Origin of the sequence: Burkholderia sp. S171 (assembly GCF_009766085.1) — a bacterium.
Lineage (GTDB): Bacteria > Pseudomonadota > Gammaproteobacteria > Burkholderiales > Burkholderiaceae > Caballeronia.
The window spans coordinates 136,803-157,598 of record NZ_LMUF01000007.1; the positions used below are offsets into that span (position 1 = coordinate 136,803).

The following is a 20,796-nucleotide window of genomic DNA, read 5'->3' on the forward strand; positions in this document are numbered from 1 at the left end:
CTAATCTCGGCGCAGCCGCAAGTTTCTGACATTGAAGCGGGCGCTTGCGATGGTCAGATTCAATCGGCGCCGGCTTGAACGTGCTGTGCTCGGGCGCTATATTGGAATCTCTTCGCTAAGGAGCTGCTTATGCGAAAACTCACGGCCACTTTTATAGTAGGCCTGATAGGGCTAATAGCGCTGTCCGTGTCGAGCACGGCTGTCGCATGCAGCGATACTGCGGATTCGAATGTCTCGACGCCAAAGTAACCGCTAGCCCGAATGTGCCGGCGCGCACACAAAAAAAGGCCTTCATCATTGCGATGAAGGCCTTTTCCTTTGTGGTTTTTTTAAGCGATGCAAACGCGTCCGTCGGGATGCGTTACTTGCCGCCGGCCTTCGGCTCGGTGACAAACCCTATCTTCGATAACCCGCCGCCTTGCGCGGCCGACATGACATCGGCGACACGCTCATACGGCACCTTGCGGTCCGCGCGCAAACGCAATTCCGGTTGCGGCGTCTGCTTCGAGGCATCGGCTATGCGCGATGCCAGCGCGGTATCGTCGACCTTCTGGTCGTTCCAGAGCACCGTGCCGTCCGCTTCGACGGCAACGTCCACGTGCGCCGGTTTCGTGTCCTGCGGCTGGCTGCTCGCCTTCGGCAAGTCGATTTTCACCGCATGGTTAATCGCGGGAATAGTGACGAGAAAAATGATCAGGAGAACCAACATGACGTCGACGAGCGGCGTCATGTTGATCTCGCTCATCATGCCGTCGTCCTCGTCACTGGAGAAAGGGCTCATGGCCATGGCGACGTCCCCTTAGCTCACACGCGATGCAGGCTGCTTGGATCCAGACGCAGACGCAGATCCGGCAGCCGCCACCGTCGCGGTGCTCGCAGCGTACTGCGTGGCCAGGCGCAGGCCGTCTCCGCGCTTGCTGGACGCGAGCTTGGTGCCCGTCACGAAGAACGCGTGCAGTCCATGCGCAAAACGGTTCAGCTTAGTGACAATAGTCTTGTTCCCGCGCGTCAGTGCGTTGTAGCCGAGCACGGCCGGAATCGCGACGAACAGGCCGAACGCCGTCATGATCAGCGACTCGCCGACCGGTCCTGCGACTTGATCGATCGACGTTTGACCCGTTGCGCCAATGGTCAACAGCGCGTGATAAATGCCCCACACCGTGCCGAACAAGCCGACGAACGGCGCCGTGCTGCCGATCGATGCAAGCACGGCGAGCCCCGCTTGCATGCGTCCGACGCCTTCATCCATGGTGTCCTTCAGGCAGCGCGTGATCCAGTCCGACACGTCCATGCGGTCGTGCAGATGCGGTTGCGTCTGATGATGGTGATCGGCTGCATCCTGCCCGGAGAGGGCGAGCGCGAGGAACGGATTGTCCTGCGCGTTCGAGGAATGGCTGCTCAGCTTCTTGATGCCGTCGGCGAAATCGTCCGAATGCCAGAACGCCAGCTCCGCGTTCTTCGTGAGGCGCTTCAGGCGCACCACGTTCAGGCCCTTCACCAAAATCACTGTCCACGACAGGATCGACATGATCGCCAGCGCGAGCGCGATACCCCGCGTGACGAAATCCCCTTGCGCCCAGACATGCGCCAAGCCGTAGTTTTGCATTGCAGTTCCTGTAGATATCTAGAAATTAGGTCGAATTTTTTTGGTGTTATTCAGCGTTCGTTGGATCGGTCCCGACTGTGGCGCTAGTCGTTCAACCCAAATACGAACGGCTGGGAATATGCAGCGCGGATCGCCACGCCATTTTCCTTGTAGGGCTTGCATGCGCTTGAGCGCATGGCATCGAGCGCGGCGTCATCGAGTCGCGACGAACCGCTGCTCTTCTTCAGTTCGATGTTCTCGATCTTCCCCGTCAGCCCCACGACAAACTTCACCAGCGCCGTCCCCGATTCCCCCCGACGCCGCGATAACGCCGGATAGTCCGGCATCGCGATGTTGCACTCGAGATGAGCGACGTCCTTCGGCGCGTTCAGCTCCATGGTCGGACGCCCGATGGCCGGCGCCGCGGCGGCCGGCGCTGCCGCAACCGGCGGCGTGGGCGGAGCGGGAGCGGGCGCAGGCGCGGCTGCCGCCACAGGCGACGGCGCCGTGGTTTCCGGCAACGGCGTTGGTGCGGCCTTCACGCGCGGCTGAACGACGGGCTTGGGCTTCAGTTGCGGTTTCGGTGGAACCGGTTTCGGCGGCGGAGGAACGGGCGTCGACTGAATGGCCACAGGCGCTGCAAGCGGTTGCGGCGGCGCGGGGCTGATCAGTTCGGCCGTGATTGTCTTCGATTCGATCGGGCGCGGCGGCGGCTCGTTACGCAGGGTGAGCACGACAGCCAACAGGCCCACGTGAATCGCCGCCACGGCAACACTCGCGGCAATCACGCGCGGATTGAAACCTGAGGATTCGATCGAACGGGAGGAGTGAGCGTTAAGCGCCGCTGCCGAATTGGCGGGCGAGATCAGGGGAGACGGCATATCAGCGTGGTTGAACGGCGGCGACGCCGTACGAACGGCGAAAGCCCATGCAGCATGTAAGACTGGAGGACTTCATTTTCGAAAGATGAGCAGAGAAATAAACAGCGTGGTCACGAAACCGATCAGCAATTCCATCATTCCCTCCTTGGATGGGGGTTGGCGGGCTGGCTCAATGTGACCTGGCTTGCGGGCGGAGAAGCGGGGACTGCGATTTACATCTGGCAACGCTAGCGGCCGTGACGATCGGCTTGAAAACCGCGCCTCGGAGTGGCCGCATAGTCATTGCATTAACACGGCAGCATTCATGGTCAGCATTCGTGGTGATCAAGCACCAGACGATTCGCCGTTGACCTGTAGCGTGCTTACGCGGCCTTGCGTTCGTAGAACGTGAGCGGTACGGCCTGATGCTGATCGCCACGACTGCCGCAATGCGACGCGCAACCGCTTTGCAACATGACGTCGCGCACGGTTTCTTCGCATTTGCCGCAGCACATGGCAACACCCAGTTCGAATTGCAGTTCGTCGAACGTAGCGACGCCATCCGCAATCGAGGCGCGAATCTTTCTGTCCGACACTGACTTGCACACACAGACGATCATGATTAACCGCGATAGCTAACGTTAATGCGAATTATTATCATTCCTTATGCGAAGGTTGGCAATAGGGGTGAACAGTTTTTTTCGGGGTGCGGCGGATGGAAAAAAGGGACGGGGCGGAGAGCCTTGCCGCGCAAGGTGCCATGTTGATGTAAAAAACTGAAAACCGGACGCTCGAAAGGGCTTTTGAGCCGCTAAAGCAGGTTTTTATGGCTTGGAGAGAGGGTGGTGCGGCTCGGAATCGTTCGAAGTCGCCTGGAGCCGCGGTCTCAGACCGGATCGGATTCCAGTGCCAGCGTGCGTCGTGAGGGGATCACGACGCGTTCGACGGTCACGTCCAGTCCGAGCAGCGACGCGGCGAGTTGTCGCAGAGCGTGGCCGTCGCTGGTGGAGTAAAAGCGCGGCAATTCGATTGCCTGAGCTTGAGCTTGAACGTGAGCCTGATCCTGCACGGGTGCTGCACGCAGTCCAAAAGAATCCAGTTGCCGTTCGAGTTGCCGCGCAATCGCGATACTGGTGTCGATCAGCGTGAGCCGGTCGCCGGAAATGGAGCGGATAGCCTGATCAAGGAAGGGGTAGTGCGTGCAGCCGAGCACCAGTGTGTCGGCGTTGGCGTCGAGCATGGGTTGCACATAGCTTCGCAGCAGGGCAACGAGTTCAGGTGAGTTCGTGTCGCAGCGTTCCACCGCCTGCACGAGGCCGTGCCCCGGCTGCAGGATGAAGTGGCAGTCACTCGTATGGCGCTCAGCCAGCGCTTGAAAGCGCGCGCTGCGTAACGTGACGGCTGTTGCCAGTACGCCCACCACGCGCGTTTGCGACGTAAGCGCCGCTGGCTTGATGCCCGGCTCCACGCCGATCACGGGAATGGGCAAGCGTTCACGGGTTTGAGCGATGGACTGCGAGGTCGCCGTGTTGCACGCAACCACCAGCGTCTTCGCGCCCTGCGACACCAGCCATTCGCCGATCGCGAGCGTCCGGTCGGCGATAAAGTCGTCATCGCGTTCGCCGTACGGGGCGTACAGCGAATCCGCCACGTAGATCAGCCGTTCGTCCGGCAAGGCGGCACGTACCGCGCGCAACACGGACAAACCGCCGAGGCCCGAATCGAAAATAGCAACGGGCGCGTTCGAACCGAGCGCCTCGGGAGAGGAGCTCACAGCGGAACTGACAGCGGAGCGAGCCGCTGAACGAAGGGCATCAAAGGGCATGGTGGCCGGAAGTTTACTCGTTCTCGCCCATCATGGTTTGCTGATAGTTCTGGATGCCGACCTTCGCCACCAGATCGATCTGCGTTTCCAGCCAATCGATATGCTCTTCCGTATCGTCGAGAATCTTCACAAAAATTTCACGCGAGATGAAATCGCGAACCGATTCGCAATACGCGATCGCTTCCTTGCACGTGCTCTGCGAAATCTGTTCGAGCTTCAAGTCGCACTTCAGGATTTCTTCGGTCTCTTCACCAATCAGCAGCTTGTGCAGGTCCTGCAGGTTCGGCAGGCCGTCGAGCATGAAAATACGCTGGATCAGCCAGTCGGCATGCTTCATTTCGCCGATCGACTCGTCGTACTCGTGCTTGCCAAGCTTCTCCAGCCCCCAGTGCTTGTACATGCGTGCATGCAGGAAGTACTGGTTGATCGCAGTCAGCTCGTTCTTCAGCTGCTGGTTGAGGTATTCGAGGACTTTGATATCGCCTTGCATATTTGTTCCTTGTGTGGGCGTTTCAGCTTTTCAAACATAACCGCTCAAGTTTAAAAAGCCAAGATGAAAAATGGTGTTTTCTCCGCTATTGAGCGGGGATTTTCGTATTTACGCGAGTGGAATGAGAATGCAAACAGTTCTCTTCACAACAGCCCGAAAATGAAAGAGCCGGGCGCGTGGCCCGGCTCTTTTTAGCTCGTTTTGCTAAGGCGCTAGTTTAAACCGTCGCGACCGGAATCTTGCCGATTTTCGCTTGCCATTCTTTCGGTCCCGTCTGGTGAACAGAGGTTCCGGTCGAATCAACGGCGACGGTTACCGGCATATCCTGCACATCGAATTCGTAGATGGCTTCCATGCCCAGGTCTTCGAACGCGATGACCTCCGCGCCGCGAATCGCCTTCGACACCAGGTATGCCGCGCCGCCCACGGCCATCATGTAGGCGGCCTTGTGCTTCTTGATCGCCTCGATGGCAACCGGGCCGCGCTCTGCCTTGCCGATCATCGAGATCAGGCCGGTCTGCGACAACATCATGTCCGTGAACTTGTCCATGCGCGTGGCCGTGGTCGGGCCCGCCGGGCCAACGACTTCCTCACGCACCGGATCGACCGGGCCAACGTAATAAATCACGCGATTCGTGAAATCGACGGGGAGCTTTTCGCCCTTGGCCAGCATGTCGGCAATGCGCTTGTGCGCAGCGTCGCGGCCGGTCAGCATCTTGCCCGAGAGCAGCAGCGTCTGGCCCGGCTTCCACGCGGCGACCTGTTCCTTCGTCAACGTGTTCAGGTCCACGCGCTGGCTCGTTTCCGTGTTCGCGACCCATTCGACTTTCGGCCATGCGTCGAGCGAAGGGACGTCGAGTTTCGCCACGCCTGAACCATCAAGCGTGAAATGCGCGTGGCGCGTAGCTGCGCAGTTCGGGATGATCGCGATGGGTTTCGATGCCGCGTGCGTGGGTGCCGCCATGATCTTCACATCGAGCACGGTGGCGAGGCCGCCCAAACCCTGCGCACCGATACCCAGCGCGTTGACCTTCTCGTGCAACTCGACGCGCAATTCTTCGATCCAGTCCTGCGGTCCACGCGCAATAACGTCCTGGATATCGATGGCGTCCATCAGCGATTCCTTCGCCATGACCATCGCTTTCTCTGCCGTCCCGCCAATGCCGATTCCAAGCATGCCGGGCGGGCACCATCCGGCGCCCATCAGCGGCACGGTTTTCAGCACCCAGTCGACGATGGAATCCGACGGGTTCAGCATCGCGAACTTCGTCTTGTTCTCCGAGCCGCCGCCTTTGGCCGCGATCTGGACGTCGACTTTATCGCCGGGGACGATTTCGTAGTGGATCACCGCCGGCGTGTTGTCCTTCGTGTTTTTGCGCGCGCCTTCGGGCGGGCTCACGATGGAGGCGCGCAGCACGTTGTCCGGATTCAGGTAGCCGCGGCGCACGCCTTCGTTGATCATGTCGGTGACGCCCATGGTGGCCGAACCTGACTCACTCGCCCATCGCACGTCCATGCCCACCTTCACGAACACCGTGACAATACCGGTGTCCTGGCAGATCGGCCGATGACCTTCCGCGCACATGCGGCTGTTCGTCAGGATCTGCGCGATGGCGTCTTTCGCGGCCGGACTCTCTTCGAGTTCGTATGCGCGGCCCAATGCCTGGATGTAGTCGAGCGGATGGTAATAGCTGATGTGCTGCAACGAATCCGCAATGCTCTGAATCAGGTCTTCCTGCTTGATGATGGTCATGGCTTGAACGTGTGTGGGAACGGGACGTTATCGGGACTGTTTGCGGCGCTTTGAATAGCGCTCATGGTGTTGTGCCACTGCTTGCCTGTGCTTACTCGTGCGCCTTCGCGGGCGTGCCGGAAGGTTCGTGAAAATGCTCCGGGTGCGTGTGCGTGGTCAGGCGGTCGACCCACGCCATGATCAGCGCCGACGCGAGGAATGCCACGTGAATGATCACTTGCCACATCACCGCGTGCTCGGAGTACTGGTCCGGATTGATGAAGGTTTTCAGCAGATGGATCGACGAAATGCTGATCAGCGCCATGGATAGCTTCACCTTCAGCACGCCGGCATTCACGTGATCGAGCCATTCCGGCTGGTCGGGATGGCCTTCCACGCCGAGCCGTGAGACGAAGGTCTCATAGCCGCCCACGATCACCATGATCAGCAGATTCGAGATCATCACCACGTCGATCAGGCCGAGGACGACCAGCATGATGTTGGTTTCGTCGAGCGTCGTCATATGGGTGACGAGGTGCCAGACTTCCTTCAGGAACAGGACGACGTAGACGCCCTGCGCCACGATCAGGCCGAGATAGAGCGGCACCTGGAGCCAGCGGCTCATGAAGATGACTGCTGGAAGGGGCTTCATGGAACGGCGGGGAGGACGGGTGCCGGGGATGTTCGGGGATGCGGACATGAGCGGTGCCGGGTCGTGGAAGGTTGGTTGAATCGAGTACGTGCTTTGGACGAGGCGAGCGCGAAACGGTGAAACGGCAAAACGTCATTCGCGCGCATTTTTTTGAGAAAGCGCGTCATTGTAGCGCGACGCCGCCAGGGGGTTGCGGGTCAACCCTGAGGAAGTCGGCCCGCGCGGCGGGTTCCGCCCACCTACTCGCTGGCGGTTCCGCCGAAGGTGCGTGACATGCGAAATCCGTACGAACGCCGTTTGGAAGCCGTCCCTGGTTAAGAAATCATCGATGGTGCCGTTTTCGCCTTCATGCACGCCAGAGCGCGTAACGATTCAAGCTGGAATCCGGACGACGAGTTCAGTTAACATGGCGTGGCGCGTCACGGATTGCGCGCGGCGGAAGCAGCGCGTGAGCGCAAAGCGCATCATTGATTGATGCGTTGAAAGTCCCGCAGCGTAAAAGTCCCGGTCCGTACGTGTATACCCCGTGGTCATCGGGTGGGTTGCGTAAGTAGTGGGTAAGGCGCGCGGCTTATCTTCGCCGTATAAAGTCTGGCGCGCATGCTGCGCTGCATCGAACAGGCAACGCATAGAGGCAGGAGACACGGCACAACGCTTGCAGCGATTGCAAAGCGTGCGCCGTTCACGCCGAAAAGACATGGCGGCTTCGGAGCTTGGGCTCCGGCGTCGCGGTTATCAGATTCACCATCAAAGAAGGGGTTGTCGATGTCTGCGATTGAATCCGTACTCCAGGAACGCCGTATTTTTCCGCCTTCGGCCAAAGCAATGGCCGGTGCAGCGATCTCTGGCATGGACGCGTACAAGGCTTTGACGTCCGAAGCCGAACGCGATTACGAAGGCTTCTGGGCGCGTCTCGCGCGCGAAACGCTCAGCTGGCACAAGCCGTTCACGACCGTCCTCGACGAGTCGAATCCGCCGTTCTACAGGTGGTTCGAAGACGGCGAGATCAACGCGTCGTATAACTGCATCGACCGTCATGTGGAAGCCGGGCACGGTGCGAAGAACGCAATCATCTTCGAAGCCGATGACGGAACCGTCGTGAACGTCACGTACCAGGATCTGTTGCAGCGCGTTTGCCGCTTCGCCAATGCGCTGAAGAAGCGCGGCGTGAAGAAGGGCGATCGCGTGGTGATCTACATGCCGATGTCGGTGGAAGGCGTCGTCGCCATGCAAGCTTGCGCGCGTATCGGTGCGACGCATTCGGTCGTGTTCGGCGGGTTCTCGTCGAAGTCGCTCAACGAACGGCTCGTGGACGTGGGCGCGGTCGCGCTCATCACGTCCGACGAACAAATGCGCGGCGGCAAGGCGCTGCCGCTGAAGAGCATTGCCGATGAAGCCATCGCAGCCGGCGGATGCGAAGCCGTCACGAGCGTCATTGTGTACAAGCGCACGGGCGGCAAGACGCAATGGCATGAGGGCCGCGATCTCTGGATGCACGAGCTGGTCGAGCATGAATCCGATCAGTGCGAGCCAGAATGGGTCAGCGCCGAACATCCGTTATTCATTCTGTACACGTCCGGTTCCACGGGCAAACCCAAGGGCGTTCAGCACAGCACCGGCGGCTTTTTGCTGTGGGCTGCACAGACCATGAAGTGGACCTTCGACGCCAAGCCTGACGACGTGTTCTGGTGTACCGCCGACATCGGCTGGATCACGGGGCATAGCTACATAGCGTATGGTCCGACCGCTATTGGCGCGACCCAGGTCGTGTTCGAAGGCGTGCCGACGTACCCGCACGCCGGGCGCTTCTGGGACATGATCGCGAAGCACAAGGTCACGATTTTCTACACCGCGCCGACCGCTATCCGTTCACTCATCAAGATGGCCGAAGCCGATGCAAAAGTGCATCCGAAGAGCTTCGATCTCTCGTCGCTGCGCATTCTTGGTACGGTCGGCGAGCCGATCAATCCGGAAGCGTGGATGTGGTATCACGAGAACGTGGGCCGCGGCGTGTGTCCTATCGTCGATACGTGGTGGCAGACTGAAACCGGCGGCCACATGATCACGCCGCTGCCGGGCGCAACGCCGCTCGTGCCGGGTTCCTGCACGCTGCCGTTGCCCGGCATCATGGCGGCGGTTGTCGATGAAACCGGTCAGGACGTGCCGAACGGGCAGGGCGGGATCCTGGTGATCAAGCGGCCGTGGCCGTCGGCGCTGCGCAATGTGTGGGGCGATCCGGACCGCTACAAGAAGAGCTACTTCCCTGAGGAGCTCGGCGGCACGTTGTATCTCGCCGGCGACGGCGCCGTGCGCGACAAAGAGACGGGTTACTTCACGATCATGGGCCGTATTGACGACGTGCTGAATGTCTCCGGGCATCGGCTGGGGACCATGGAGATCGAGTCGGCGCTGGTATCGAATCCGATCGTGGCGGAAGCGGCTGTGGTCGGCCGTCCTGACGATACAACCGGCGAAGCGGTGTGCGCGTTTGTCGTGCTGAAGCGCTCGCGTCCCGAAGGCGATGAAGCGAAGCAGATCGCCAACGAATTGCGCGCGTGGGTCGCGAAGGAGATCGGTCCGATCGCGAAACCGAAGGACATCCGTTTTGGCGAGAATCTTCCCAAGACCCGTTCAGGCAAGATCATGCGGCGGTTGCTGCGCTCGCTGGCGAAAGGCGAGGAGATTACGCAGGATATCTCCACGCTCGAGAATCCCGCGATTCTTGATCAGCTCGGCGAAGCGCGCTGACTTTGCGCTAGTATCATCGAGCTTGAAAGAACGGCTCCCTGTTTCAGGGAGCCGTTTTTGTATCCCGGGCCGGCGCACGATGTCGATCCCGATTGCCGCTTCTCAAAGCATTTGGTAGATAAGCACATGCCCTCGATTCCACCGCCTGCTTCGAGTCCTGCCGAACCACCGCCCGTCACGGCGGCGATGGCGCACGCGCATCGGTTGTATTGGCGAACGAATCTTGCGCTGATCTCGGTGTTGATGCTGATCGGCTTCGTGGTGTCATTCGGCATTCCCCTCATGGCAACGCGGCTCGCTCACGTGCGTTTCGCGGGTTTTCCGCTGCCGTTTTACTTTGGCGCTCAGGGCGCGATCCTGGTGTATGTCGCGTTGATCGTGGTGTATATCGTGCTGATGCAATTCGCCGATGCACGCCTGCAACGCACGCTTGCCGTAGCTAAGACCGAGCCATGAAGCGCCGATGAAGCTCACCCATCGACTCATCCGGGCCTACGCGCTTTACACGCTCGGCTTCTTCCTGTTCATCTATGTGATGGCGCGGATCGAGCGCGTGACCGGGCCGGGCATGTGGATCGGCTATGTGTTCCTGTTCGTGCCAATAGCCGTGTATGCCGTCATCGGTTTGTTGTCGCGGACATCGGATTTGGTCGAGTATTACGTGGCCGGGCGGCGCGTGCCGTCCGCGTTCAATGGCATGGCCACCGCGGCGGACTGGTTATCGGCGGCGTCGTTTATCGGGCTGGCCGGGTCCATCTACGCAACCGGTTACGACGGTCTTGCCTACATGATGGGCTGGACCGGCGGTTACTGTCTCGTTGCGTTCCTGCTCGCGCCCTACGTTCGCAAGCTTGCCCGCTACACCATCCCCGACTTCCTCGGCACACGCTTTTCGAGCAACCTCGTGCGCGGGATCGCGGCGTTCGCGGCCATCTTGTGCTCGTTCGTTTATCTCGTCGCGCAGATCCAGGGCATCGGGCTGATTGCGTCGCGGTTTATCGGTATCGATTTCGCTATCGGGATCTTCTGCGGGCTCGCCGGTATCCTCGTGTGCTCGTTTCTGGGCGGCATGCGTGCGGTCACGTGGACGCAGGTCGCGCAGTACATCATCCTGATCAGCGCCATGCTGATCCCCGTCTCGATGATCGCGCATCGCGAGGGGCTCGGCTGGTTGCCGCAGCTCTCGTATGGACGCTTGCTGGAGCGTGTGGAAGTGCTTGAGCGGGCGGTTGAACGCTCGCCCGAAGAAGCCCGGGTCCGCGACGATTACCGGCGTCAGGCGCAGCAGATCCAGACGCAGATTGATGAGTTGCCGGCGTCGTTTCATACCGGGCAGGCGCGGCTTGTTGAGGAGATAGCGGACTTGCGCCGGCATAACGGGCCTTTGCGCGATATTAGCGAGCGGGAAAGCGAACTGGCGTCGTTCCCGAAGACAGCCGCCGAGGCGCACGTTCAATGGAGCCGCGCTCGTGATGCGATGCTCGAACGCGCTGCGCCGCCGGTGCCAATGGCTGAAGCATTTCCCCCTTCCGACGATGAAAACTCGCGATTGCACAGGCGGAATTTCTTGTCGTTGCTGCTGTGCTTGTCGCTGGGAACGGCGAGCTTGCCGCATATTTTGACCCGCTATAACACGACCACATCGGTGGCTTCCGCGCGGCGCTCGGTCGGCTGGACGCTGTTTTTTGTCGCGCTGTTTTATGTGAGCGTGCCCGTGCTCGCGGTACTGATCAAGTACGAGATGCTGACGGGAATTGTCGGGCACAAGTTCGCTGATCTTCCTACGTGGGTCATGCAATGGCGCAAGGTCGAGCCGTATCTGATTCGTATCGCCGATGTGAACGGTGACGGCATCGTGCGCTGGTCCGGTATTCAGATGCAGCCGGATATGGTGGTGCTCGCCGCGCCGGAGATTGCGGGGCTGCCGTATGTGATGTCGGGCTTGATCGCGGCGGGGGCGTTGGCCGCGGCGCTTTCTACCGCCGATGGTCTGTTGCTGACGATTGCGAATGCGCTTTCGCACGACGTCTATTACTGCATGGTCGACAAGACCGCGAGTAGTCAGCGAAGGGTCACCCTATCGAAGATATTGTTGCTGGGGGTGGCGCTGTTTGCTTCTTACGTGGCGTCGCTCAATACGGGGAACATCTTGTTCCTGGTGGGGGCGGCGTTTTCGTTGGCGGCGTCCGGGTTGTTTCCGGTACTTGTGCTGGGCGTGTTTTGGAAGCGGACGACGAAGCTTGGAGCGGTCGCGGGGATGCTGGCGGGCTTGAGCGTGTGCGTCTATTACATCGTGTCGACGTATCCGTATTTCACGCAGATCACGGGGTTCGCGGGAGCAAGATGGTTTGGGATCGAGTCGATCAGTTCAGGAGTGTTCGGGGTGCCGGCGGGGTTTGTGGTGGCCGTCGTGGTGAGCCTGTTCGATCGGAAACCGGACGCGTATACGCGGGCGTTGGTGGATTATATTCGGCATCCGTGAGGCGATGGTTTTGCGGTTTTTGGTCGCACAGGAAAACAAAAAACCCGCGTCGGCACAAGGCTCGATGCGGGTTTCGGGGATGCTCAACAAGGTGAAACGTATTCTGGCGGAGAGACGGGGATTCGAACCCCGGTTAGGTTTGACCCTAAACACGCTTTCCAGGCGTGCGACTTAAACCGCTCATCCATCTCTCCGGCAAGTCGCGGATTATAGCAAACTCCCGCGTCTGTGCCAGCCCCCTAGTGGAGAAGAGGTGATCGAGGTTGAAATCTGGCGGCGACGTGACTCGCCACCCGTCACTCACCCCTGGTGCTTAACCTCCAGCCGAAACTTATGCAGCAACGGCTCCGTATACCCGCTCGGTTGCGCGCGCCCCTCAAAAACCAGCGCCTTCGCCGCCTTAAAGGCCAGCGACGTTTCAAAATCCCCGGCCATCGGCTGATACTGCGGGTCGCTGGCATTCTGCGCATCAACGACCTTAGCCATCCGCTCGAACGTCTCGTTGACCAACGCTTCCGACACCACCCCGTGATGCAGCCAGTTGGCAATATGCTGGCTTGAAATCCGCAGCGTCGCGCGATCTTCCATCAACCCGACATCGTGGATATCCGGCACCTTCGAACATCCCACGCCCTGGTCGATCCACCGCACCACGTAACCCAGAATCCCCTGCGCGTTGTTCTCGATCTCCTGGCGGATTTCCTCATCCGACCATTGCGCCTTTTCGACAACGGGAATCGTCAGCAGCCCATTGAGCAGTTCATCGCGTGCACCGCTGTAACCGGTCTTCTCCAACTCCTGCTGCACGGCTTGCACATCGACTTGATGGTAATGCAGCGCATGCAGCGTCGCGGCGGTCGGCGAGGGCACCCATGCCGTATTCGCGCCCGCTTTCGGATGCGCGATCTTCTGCTCGAGCATCGCGTGCATCAGGTCGGGCATGGCCCACATGCCCTTGCCAATTTGCGCGCGCCCACGCAGTCCCGAACTCAACCCCGCCAGCACGTTATTGCGCTCATAAGACGTGATCCACGCCGACGATTTCATGTCGCCCTTGCGCATCATCGGACCGGCTTCCATCGCGCTGTGCATCTCGTCGCCGGTGCGGTCGAGGAAGCCCGTATTGATGAACGCCACCCGCGCCGATGCCACCGCAATACATGCCTGCAGGTTGACGCTGGTGCGTCGCTCCTCATCCATGATGCCCATCTTGATGGTGTAGCGCGGCAGGCCGAGCAGGTCTTCCACGCGCCCGAACAGCTCATCGGCGAATGCGACTTCCGCCGGGCCGTGCATCTTCGGCTTGACGATGTAAATCGATCCCGTGCGCGAATTGAGCTTGTTTTGCAAGTCGTGCATGGCTCCGAGCGACGTCATCACGGCGTCGAGAATGCCCTCGGGAATCTCGTGCCCGTCGCGATCGACAATAGCCGGATTCGTCATCAGATGCCCGACGTTACGAATGAACAGCAACGAGCGGCCATGCAGCTTCACCGTCGAACCATCGGGCGCGGTGTATTCCCGATCGGCGTTCAGGCGGCGCGTAAAGGTCTTGCCGTTCTTGGTGACTTCCTCCGCCAGATCGCCTTTCATCAGGCCGGTCCAGTTGCGGTAGAGCTCGACCTTGTCGGCGGCGTCCACGGCTGCAACCGAATCCTCGCAATCGATAATGGTCGAGACCGCAGCCTCCATCAGCACGTCCTTCACATGCGCGGCATCGGTCTTGCCGATGGAATCGGTTGCGTCGATCTGGATCTCGAAGTGCAGGCCGTGATGCTTGAGCAGCACGGCAGAAGGCGCGCCCGCATCGCCCTGGAAACCAATGAATTGACCCGGCGATTTCAACGCCGACGAACCGTTTTTCAACGTCACCACAAGCTTGCCGCTTTCTACGCGATAAGCGGTGGCATCGACGTGAGAACCGTTGGCGAGCGGCGCGGCTTCATCGAGGAACGCGCGAGCGCGTGCGATCACGCGCGCACCGCGAGCCGGGTTGAATTGCGCGGTACGCCCGGCGCCATCGGTGTCGGGGATTGCGTCTGTGCCGTAGAGCGCGTCGTACAGGCTGCCCCAGCGCGCATTCGCGGCGTTGAGCGCATAGCGCTGGTTCGACAGCGGCACGACAAGTTGCGGTCCGGCTTGTTCGGCGATTTCCGTATCCACGTTCTGGGTCGTGGCCTGCACAGCCGCGCTTGCCGGCACGATATAGCCGATGCCTTCCAGAAACGCGCGGTACGCCTTCAGATCCCGCACCGGTCCAGGATTCGCCTTGTGCCACTGATCCAGCTCGGTCTGCAACCGGTCACGTTCAGCGAGCAGCGCGCGGTTCTTCGGCGCGAGGTCGTGAACCAGGGCATCGAAGCCTTTCCAGAACGCTTCGCTTTCTATACCGATACCTGACAGCGCTTCGTCATCGACATACTGGCTCAGTTCGGCTGCAACCTGCAATCCGTTTCGCTTGATCATTTGACTCATGGGTAACTCCAGCTCTGTTTGTATTCTGTCCGCGTAAAGCGTTCGACGCCTTGCAGCAATGTACTGCCATGTTAACGCTTCTTGATTGCTTCGATCCGATTCCGGCGTAGTCGATCACCTCGATACGGCCGCGGCGCGTCAAGACAAGATCCGCAGGAGTGACTATATTTGTCGTCCTGTGCGTCGAAACAGTCCAATAAACCGCTCCGCCGAGGCGTTATTGCCGCGCTCTCCATGCTTTTGTCTAAAGGATAACCATGTCCGATTTGTCCGCTTTCCCCATCACAGCGAAATGGCCTGCGCAGCATCCCGACCGGATTCAGCTTTATTCGCTGCCCACGCCCAACGGCGTCAAGGTCTCGATCATGCTGGAGGAGACCGGGCTGCCGTACGAGCCGCATCTGGTGAGCTTCGAGACGAACGACCAGATGTCGCCGGCGTTTTTATCGCTGAATCCCAACAACAAGATCCCCGCAATCCTCGATCCTAATGGCCCGGACGGCAAGCCGCTGCCGTTGTTCGAGTCCGGCGCGATCCTGATCTATCTTGCCGACAAGACCGGCCAGTTCATCCCACAGGACGCGGCCGGCCGATATGAGACGATCCAGTGGGTGATGTTCCAGATGGGCGGCCTTGGCCCGATGTTCGGCCAGCTCGGCTTCTTCAACAAATTCGCCGGCAAGGATTACGAGGACAAGCGCCCGCGCGACCGCTACGTGGCTGAGTCGAAGCGTCTGCTTGGCGTACTCGAGCAACGGCTGGAAGGGCGCGAATGGATCATGGGCGATACCTATACCATCGCTGATATCGCAAGCTTTCCGTGGATACGAAACCTGGTCGGCTTCTACGAGGCGGGCGAGCTGGTCGGTATCGAAAACTTCCCGAACGTCAGGCGCGTGCTCGATGCGTTCGTCGCTCGGCCGGCGGTGGCACGAGGACTGAATATCCCGAAGCGGGGGTGAGGGGTTCGAGGGCGGAGTGGCTCAGGCGTAAGCCTCCTCTATGAAGATGAGGACAGGGGGAACCCCTTAATGCGATTCCCCGGTTGACACCTCACCACGCGTACTTGACGCCGAGGCGCACGGCGTACTCGTGATAGCTCTGTGCGCCCCATGCACCGCTGACGTTGCTCCACGCCGCCCATCGTTTTCCAAGATCGCCATTTACGCCTAGCTTGAGCTGGTATCGATTGGCGGGATACAGACTACCGATTGGCAACTGATTGAACGAGACGGTGCTGTCGGTGTTCGTATGCCACCAGTTAGCTGTCGCGTAGAACTGCGCCTTTTTGTCCGCGCTGCGTTGAAAGGTGCGTTGCAGCCGGACTCCAAGGCGGGTGATTACGCCGCTGGAATTGGCTCCGTCCACGTAAGTGCCATTGGGCTCGGTCAGCGAGTTTTCCTGATAGTCAACGTAGATGAGCTGTCCCTGTGGCACGAATACCCAATCGCCAATCAGGGGGAGCGCATAGCCCAGCTCGCTGGATATCGCCCAGCCGTGGGCGTTGTAGTTCACCGTGGGCAGTTGGTCGCCCTCGACGTTGTTGTTGAACCAGCCGTACTGGACCCAGGTGTCCGCATAGGCTCCGAGTCGACGCTCGTCGCTCTGATACCAGGTTCCATAACCCCCGACGCTGTAGCCTTGAACGTTTCCGTGTGCGCGTGCAGGGTTGTCCGCTGCGTCTACGTTGCTCCGGGCTGTCATGTAACTTGCCGTCAGTCCGAGATGCAGGAGATCGCCACCGTTGGTTAGCCTTTTTTGGGCGACTTCCGCGCCCCCTTGCATCTGGAAGGAGTCGGTGTTCACGTTGAATGTCCCGTCACGGCTATCGCTGCCTTCCGAGCGTCCCTCGACCCTTAACCACACCGTGCCTGGCCTGGTCGATTTACCGCCGGAGCTGGCGCTTTGCGAGGTGTCCCCGTCGCGATCGTCCAGACTGTGAACAAACATTTCCGCTGCCACACGCTGGTTAGCCAGGTAAGCCGCCACTTCTGGCCGGTAGAGCGGCTGAGGCGGGCCGGGCGGTGTGGGTGGCGAAGGTGGCGAAGGTGGAGCAGGCGGTGTCGGAGGGATCGGATCGCGTTCGGAGCGCAAGTACCAGTTCCCGTCCGGATTTTTTTCGCCGCCCTGAAACAGCTGATATTCAAACGGTCCAGCCACTGCGCGGCCGACCAACGCAAAAGCGCCTGCCGCCGAGTGGCTGGGGTCCTGAACCTGTACCACCTGGATTCCATTTCCCAAGGTCCCGGCACCCGCGCCGCCGACGTTGGTCACCGCTATCTGCGTCGCGCCTTTAGCGCCAACCGACGTGGCGTCGACCACCAGCAAATCGGAGTTCGAAGCGGGGCCACCTTCGTTCAGCACAGCGTCGATCAGGACTTTCCCTCCGTTCGACGTATACGTGCCGCCCGAGACAATCATGCGGTCACCGCTGACGCCATTGGACATCGTAATCGTGCCGCGATTGTCAAGGTTGCCCGCAACGGTAAAGGTCGCATCCGGGCCATTTGCGAAGGCGGGCAACGCATTGCCCACGCCAATCAGACCATTGTTGATGACGGATCCCGTGACTTTGCCGTAGCCGCCCAGTGCACCGGCTGCGTCGACCGTGACCAGGCCCCCGCCCGCCAGTTCGGCTCCGGTATGTACCGGATCTCCGACAGCCAGGGTGCCGGCCGTGATATTGGTACTGCCGCTGTAAGTCTGCAAGCCGTTGAAGATGACCTTGCCGCTACCCGCCTGTGTCACCGATCCCGTGCCGCTGATGATGCCGTCAAAGCGCAGGCTGTCCGAGCGGTTGAAGACCAATGCCCCGTTGTCGGTCACATTTCCGACGATGCTGCCGCTGGCGCCGCCGTTGCCGATTTGCAGGGTGCCGGCGGCAATGGTGGTGCCCCCGCTGTAGGTGCTGTTGCCGGTGAGTATTGTGGTGCCGCTGCCGCTTTGGGTCAGGGTGCCGGTGCCGCTGACGACACCGGCATACGTGCTGGCGTCGCTGCGGTTGAGCACGACGGCGCCGTTGTCAGTAATGTCGCCAGCGTAGCTGCCACTGGCGCCGCCATCACCGATCTGCAGGGTGCCGGCGGCAACGTTGGTGGTCCCTGTGTAGGTATTGTCGCCGGTGAGAATGAGGGTGCCGCCGTTGTTGGTCAGCGCACCACTGGTGCCGCTGATAAGGCCACTGAAGGTGCCGCCGTTGTTGATGGTGAGGTTGCCAGCGTTGATGTCGAGGGTGCCCGCACCGCCGAGTGCACCGATTGTTTGGGTCTTGCCGTTGATGTCTGCCGCGGTGCCCGCATTCAAGGCCAGTAAAGCGGTGTTGCCCAACGCGCTGTCGCTGCCGAGCACGAGGGTGCCGCCGCCAACCGTGGTGTCGCCGGTGTAGTCGTTGGCGGCGTTGTTCAGGGTGATGCTGTTGGTGGCGTTAATGAGCAAGCCGCCGCTGCCGGTGATCCTGGCTTTCATGTCGGCGCCGCCGGCCACGGTGTCTGTATCGCCGGCCAGGGCGAGGGTCTGTCCAGCCTGCAAGTTCAGCTGGCTGAGTGTGTAGGCAGCGTAGAGGCCGGTGCCGTTGCCGCTGCTCAGGCCGTAGTTGTAGCTGCCGATAGCGACGGTGTCGTTGTTTTGGCGGATGCCGACTTGCGATTCGATCAGGGGCTTGCCGGTAAGGTCAGTGAGCGCCAGGTTTCCGGCGCTTCCGCTCACGCTGGCGGCGCTGATCAGTTGAGTGGCCGCGCCGTCGTCTTGCTGCAGCAACGAGGCTCCCTGGCTGACCGTACTGACGGGGTCGATGCTGACCGTGCCGCTATTCAGGGCGAGGGCGAGGGTGCTGATGCTGCCGGCCGGCAGGTCGGCAAACGACACGGCGCCGCCATTCAGTGTGAGGTTGCCGACTGCTTGAGTGCCTGTCGCGGACACGTTGGTGATATTGCCGGTGTTCAGTTGCAGGGTGGCGTTGTGCAGCGTATTCGTGTTGTTGCCGGACAGGTTGAAGGTGCCCTGATTGAGGACAACGGTGCCGGCGAAGGCGCTGCCCACGCCTGTGCCGAAGCTGAAGATATCGGTGCCGCTGCCCAGTGTGACGTCGAATGCGCCATTACCCGTCAGGGCATTGGCGAAGGTGGCGTTTCCACCGGCCGGGGCGCTGATTAAAAGCGTGCCGGCGGCGCCGATGTTCGCCGCGCCACTGCCAATGCTGCCGCCGTTGCCAATTTGCAAAGAGCCGGCGCTGACGTTGGTGCCGCCGGTATAGGTGTTGTTGCCTGTCAGAATCAAGGTGCCACCCTGGCCCGCCTGGGTGAGGCCGCCGGAACCACTGACCACATTGGCGTAAGTCACCGAATCAGACCGGTTGAAGCGCAACTGACCGCCGCTGTCGGTGACTACATTGCCGTTGACGCTACCGGCGGCGCCGCCGTCACCTATTTGCAGCGTGCCGCCGTTGGAGACGCTGGAGCCGCTGCCCGCACCGCCGTTCGTGACCTGGCCCGTAATGATCAGCGTGCCGTTTTGCACGTTGAGCGCGGCAGCACTGGCTGCTGTCGTCCCTACGTTGCCGCTCAATGTCCATGTGCCGCTGCCCAGTGCAGAGACAGTGGATAAACCGCTGAACGTATTGCCCGCGCTGCCATTTCCTTGTAACGCGAGCGTGTTGTTGCTGCCACTGCTGGTGACCGAGCCGTTCAGCACACTGCCGGTCTGCAGGATCAACTGGTTATTGTTGGTGGAGAAATTGACGGCGATGCCGCCCGTTCCGGTGATGGTGCCGGAGTTGGTTAACGTGACTGCCGCGGTGCCTTGCAGGAAGACACCTGCTCCAGCACCCGAGATAGTGCCCGTGTTGGTGATCGTCCCGGTACTTGTGCCGCGTATATACAGCCCAAACGATGCCGAGGAAGTAATTAGGCCGGCATTGTTGATCGTTATGGGTCCGCTATTATTTATGATACCGGGAGCGCTACTACTAAGCGTGCCAGTAGCGGATTGTGTGACAGACCCGCCATACGTGAGTGCGACTGCGCCCGAGCTGCCGGAAATATTGCCGTCATTAAAAATATTGGTCACAGCCGCCGCGGTACGGCCCGTGGCCAAGATGCCATAAAATTGACCCGAACTGATACTGGCTCCGCCATGATTGACGATGGTGCCACCATTGTTCAACTGGACTGCGGCAACCTGATTCGGGGCACTGATGCTACCGAAGTTATCCAGTTTAACGCCGCTGGCCGTGGCTGAATCGAGCTGAATTCCAGCATCGAAGCCACTGCTAGTCGTCGTGATCGAGCCGTTGTTGGTCAACTGCCAGTCCTTCGAATTGTTTCCGGAAATGCCCGTTCCGGTCACCTTGATCGTGGTGGCGGCTGGCGCCACAAAGGTAGCGGTGGTTGGGTCCAGCGTTTGCAAGACGACGGTAGTGGTCGAGCTATTGATTGTCGTTGCGTAAGTTCTTCCTGAAGGAGTCAACCCCAGTAAAAACGGAGCTCCGATGACAAGCGCATTGATTGTTGCGCTGATCAATGGATAGCGCAATTTAAGGATAGTTACCTGTCTTGGCGAACACGATTTAGGCATGTTGGTAATCTTCGGACGAACCCAGGATGTCTTGATCGCTCAAACCTTTCGGCGCAGAAACGCTCGGCGGGGGAAGTATCTTGAATTGAAGAATAGTTTGCTACATTTTTAACATCCCCATTGATTTCAAAATTTCGTTTTTATACATATGCTGGAAATTCTGAACATTATCGAAATGCTGCTTGATCTGATTGTATTTCAGTAATCTATTTTTTTAAAAAATAGCGTTAACGTTTGAGTCGATCACGTGAAATAAAATGCGGGAAAATTATTTTCAGGATCGGCTGGCAAAAATCACGCGAGAGACAGGTGTTATCAGTGGAATCCATTGTCGGACACATTATTTACAACGGTGTTGTCAGGCGCCAACATGTTG

Annotated in this window: 14 protein-coding genes and 1 tRNA gene; 4 read left to right on the top strand and 11 right to left on the bottom strand. The window is 59.9% G+C overall.

Features of this window, described 5'->3' with window-relative positions; translation table 11 throughout:
• Window positions 1-361 precede the first annotated feature (361 nt).
• The 8 genes from GSQ93_RS03610 to GSQ93_RS03645 all read right to left on the bottom strand — a co-directional run bounded on the left by GSQ93_RS03610 (window position 362) and on the right by GSQ93_RS03645 (window position 7,192).
• Window positions 362-787 carry a biopolymer transporter ExbD gene (locus tag GSQ93_RS03610; protein WP_158934267.1) on the bottom strand — a complete coding sequence of 142 codons (426 nt, stop codon included), beginning with the start codon at window positions 785-787 and terminating at the stop codon, window positions 362-364.
• 12 nt (window positions 788-799) lie between these two features.
• Window positions 800-1,606, bottom strand: coding sequence for a MotA/TolQ/ExbB proton channel family protein (locus GSQ93_RS03615; protein WP_158934268.1), 807 nt, complete (start codon window positions 1,604-1,606; stop codon window positions 800-802).
• 83 nt (window positions 1,607-1,689) lie between these two features.
• Window positions 1,690-2,466, bottom strand: coding sequence for an energy transducer TonB (locus GSQ93_RS03620; RefSeq protein ID WP_158934269.1), 777 nt, complete (start codon window positions 2,464-2,466; stop codon window positions 1,690-1,692).
• Between the two features lie 362 nt (window positions 2,467-2,828).
• On the bottom strand, window positions 2,829-3,065 hold the full coding sequence (locus tag GSQ93_RS03625; RefSeq protein WP_089158865.1) for a bacterioferritin-associated ferredoxin: 237 nt from the start codon (window positions 3,063-3,065) through the stop codon (window positions 2,829-2,831).
• Window positions 3,066-3,331: 266 nt separating this feature from the next.
• Complete coding sequence (gene murI / locus GSQ93_RS03630) at window positions 3,332-4,270, bottom strand: glutamate racemase (RefSeq protein ID WP_158934270.1); 939 nt, start codon at window positions 4,268-4,270, stop codon at window positions 3,332-3,334.
• Window positions 4,271-4,283: 13 nt separating this feature from the next.
• The gene (gene bfr, locus GSQ93_RS03635) at window positions 4,284-4,760 is read right to left on the bottom strand and encodes a bacterioferritin (protein ID WP_158934271.1); all 477 of its coding nucleotides are present in this window, start codon (window positions 4,758-4,760) and stop codon (window positions 4,284-4,286) included.
• A gap of 217 nt (window positions 4,761-4,977) precedes the next feature.
• Complete coding sequence (locus GSQ93_RS03640; protein ID WP_158934272.1) at window positions 4,978-6,513, bottom strand: fumarate hydratase; 1,536 nt, start codon at window positions 6,511-6,513, stop codon at window positions 4,978-4,980.
• 91 nt (window positions 6,514-6,604) lie between these two features.
• Window positions 6,605-7,192 carry a TIGR00645 family protein gene (locus tag GSQ93_RS03645; RefSeq protein WP_158934273.1) on the bottom strand — a complete coding sequence of 196 codons (588 nt, stop codon included), beginning with the start codon at window positions 7,190-7,192 and terminating at the stop codon, window positions 6,605-6,607.
• 717 nt (window positions 7,193-7,909) lie between these two features.
• On the opposite strand from GSQ93_RS03645, the gene acs reads away from it, so the two are divergent.
• The 3 genes from acs (at window position 7,910) to GSQ93_RS03660 (ending at window position 12,374) form a co-directional block, all read left to right on the top strand.
• Window positions 7,910-9,892, top strand: coding sequence for an acetate--CoA ligase (acs, locus tag GSQ93_RS03650; protein ID WP_158934274.1), 1,983 nt, complete (start codon window positions 7,910-7,912; stop codon window positions 9,890-9,892).
• 126 nt (window positions 9,893-10,018) lie between these two features.
• Window positions 10,019-10,348, top strand: a complete 330-nt coding sequence (locus tag GSQ93_RS03655) for a DUF4212 domain-containing protein (RefSeq protein WP_158934275.1) — start codon at window positions 10,019-10,021, stop codon at window positions 10,346-10,348.
• A gap of 7 nt (window positions 10,349-10,355) precedes the next feature.
• Complete coding sequence (locus GSQ93_RS03660) at window positions 10,356-12,374, top strand: sodium:solute symporter family protein (protein WP_158934276.1); 2,019 nt, start codon at window positions 10,356-10,358, stop codon at window positions 12,372-12,374.
• Between the two features lie 104 nt (window positions 12,375-12,478).
• Here the strand turns inward: GSQ93_RS03660 and GSQ93_RS03665 are convergent.
• Together GSQ93_RS03665 and GSQ93_RS03670 are read right to left on the bottom strand one after the other, a co-directional pair.
• Window positions 12,479-12,568 (bottom strand) — tRNA-Ser (locus GSQ93_RS03665).
• Window positions 12,569-12,674: 106 nt separating this feature from the next.
• Window positions 12,675-14,849, bottom strand: a complete 2,175-nt coding sequence (locus GSQ93_RS03670; protein ID WP_158934277.1) for a malate synthase G — start codon at window positions 14,847-14,849, stop codon at window positions 12,675-12,677.
• A 257-nt stretch (window positions 14,850-15,106) separates the two neighbouring features.
• Between GSQ93_RS03670 and GSQ93_RS03675 the strand changes: the two genes are divergently transcribed.
• The gene (locus tag GSQ93_RS03675) at window positions 15,107-15,811 is read left to right on the top strand and encodes a glutathione binding-like protein (protein WP_158934278.1); all 705 of its coding nucleotides are present in this window, start codon (window positions 15,107-15,109) and stop codon (window positions 15,809-15,811) included.
• Window positions 15,812-15,902: 91 nt separating this feature from the next.
• On the opposite strand, the gene GSQ93_RS03680 is transcribed toward GSQ93_RS03675, so the two are convergent.
• Window positions 15,903-20,366, bottom strand: a complete 4,464-nt coding sequence (locus tag GSQ93_RS03680) for an autotransporter outer membrane beta-barrel domain-containing protein (protein ID WP_158934279.1) — start codon at window positions 20,364-20,366, stop codon at window positions 15,903-15,905.
• Between the last annotated feature and the right edge of the window lie 430 nt (window positions 20,367-20,796).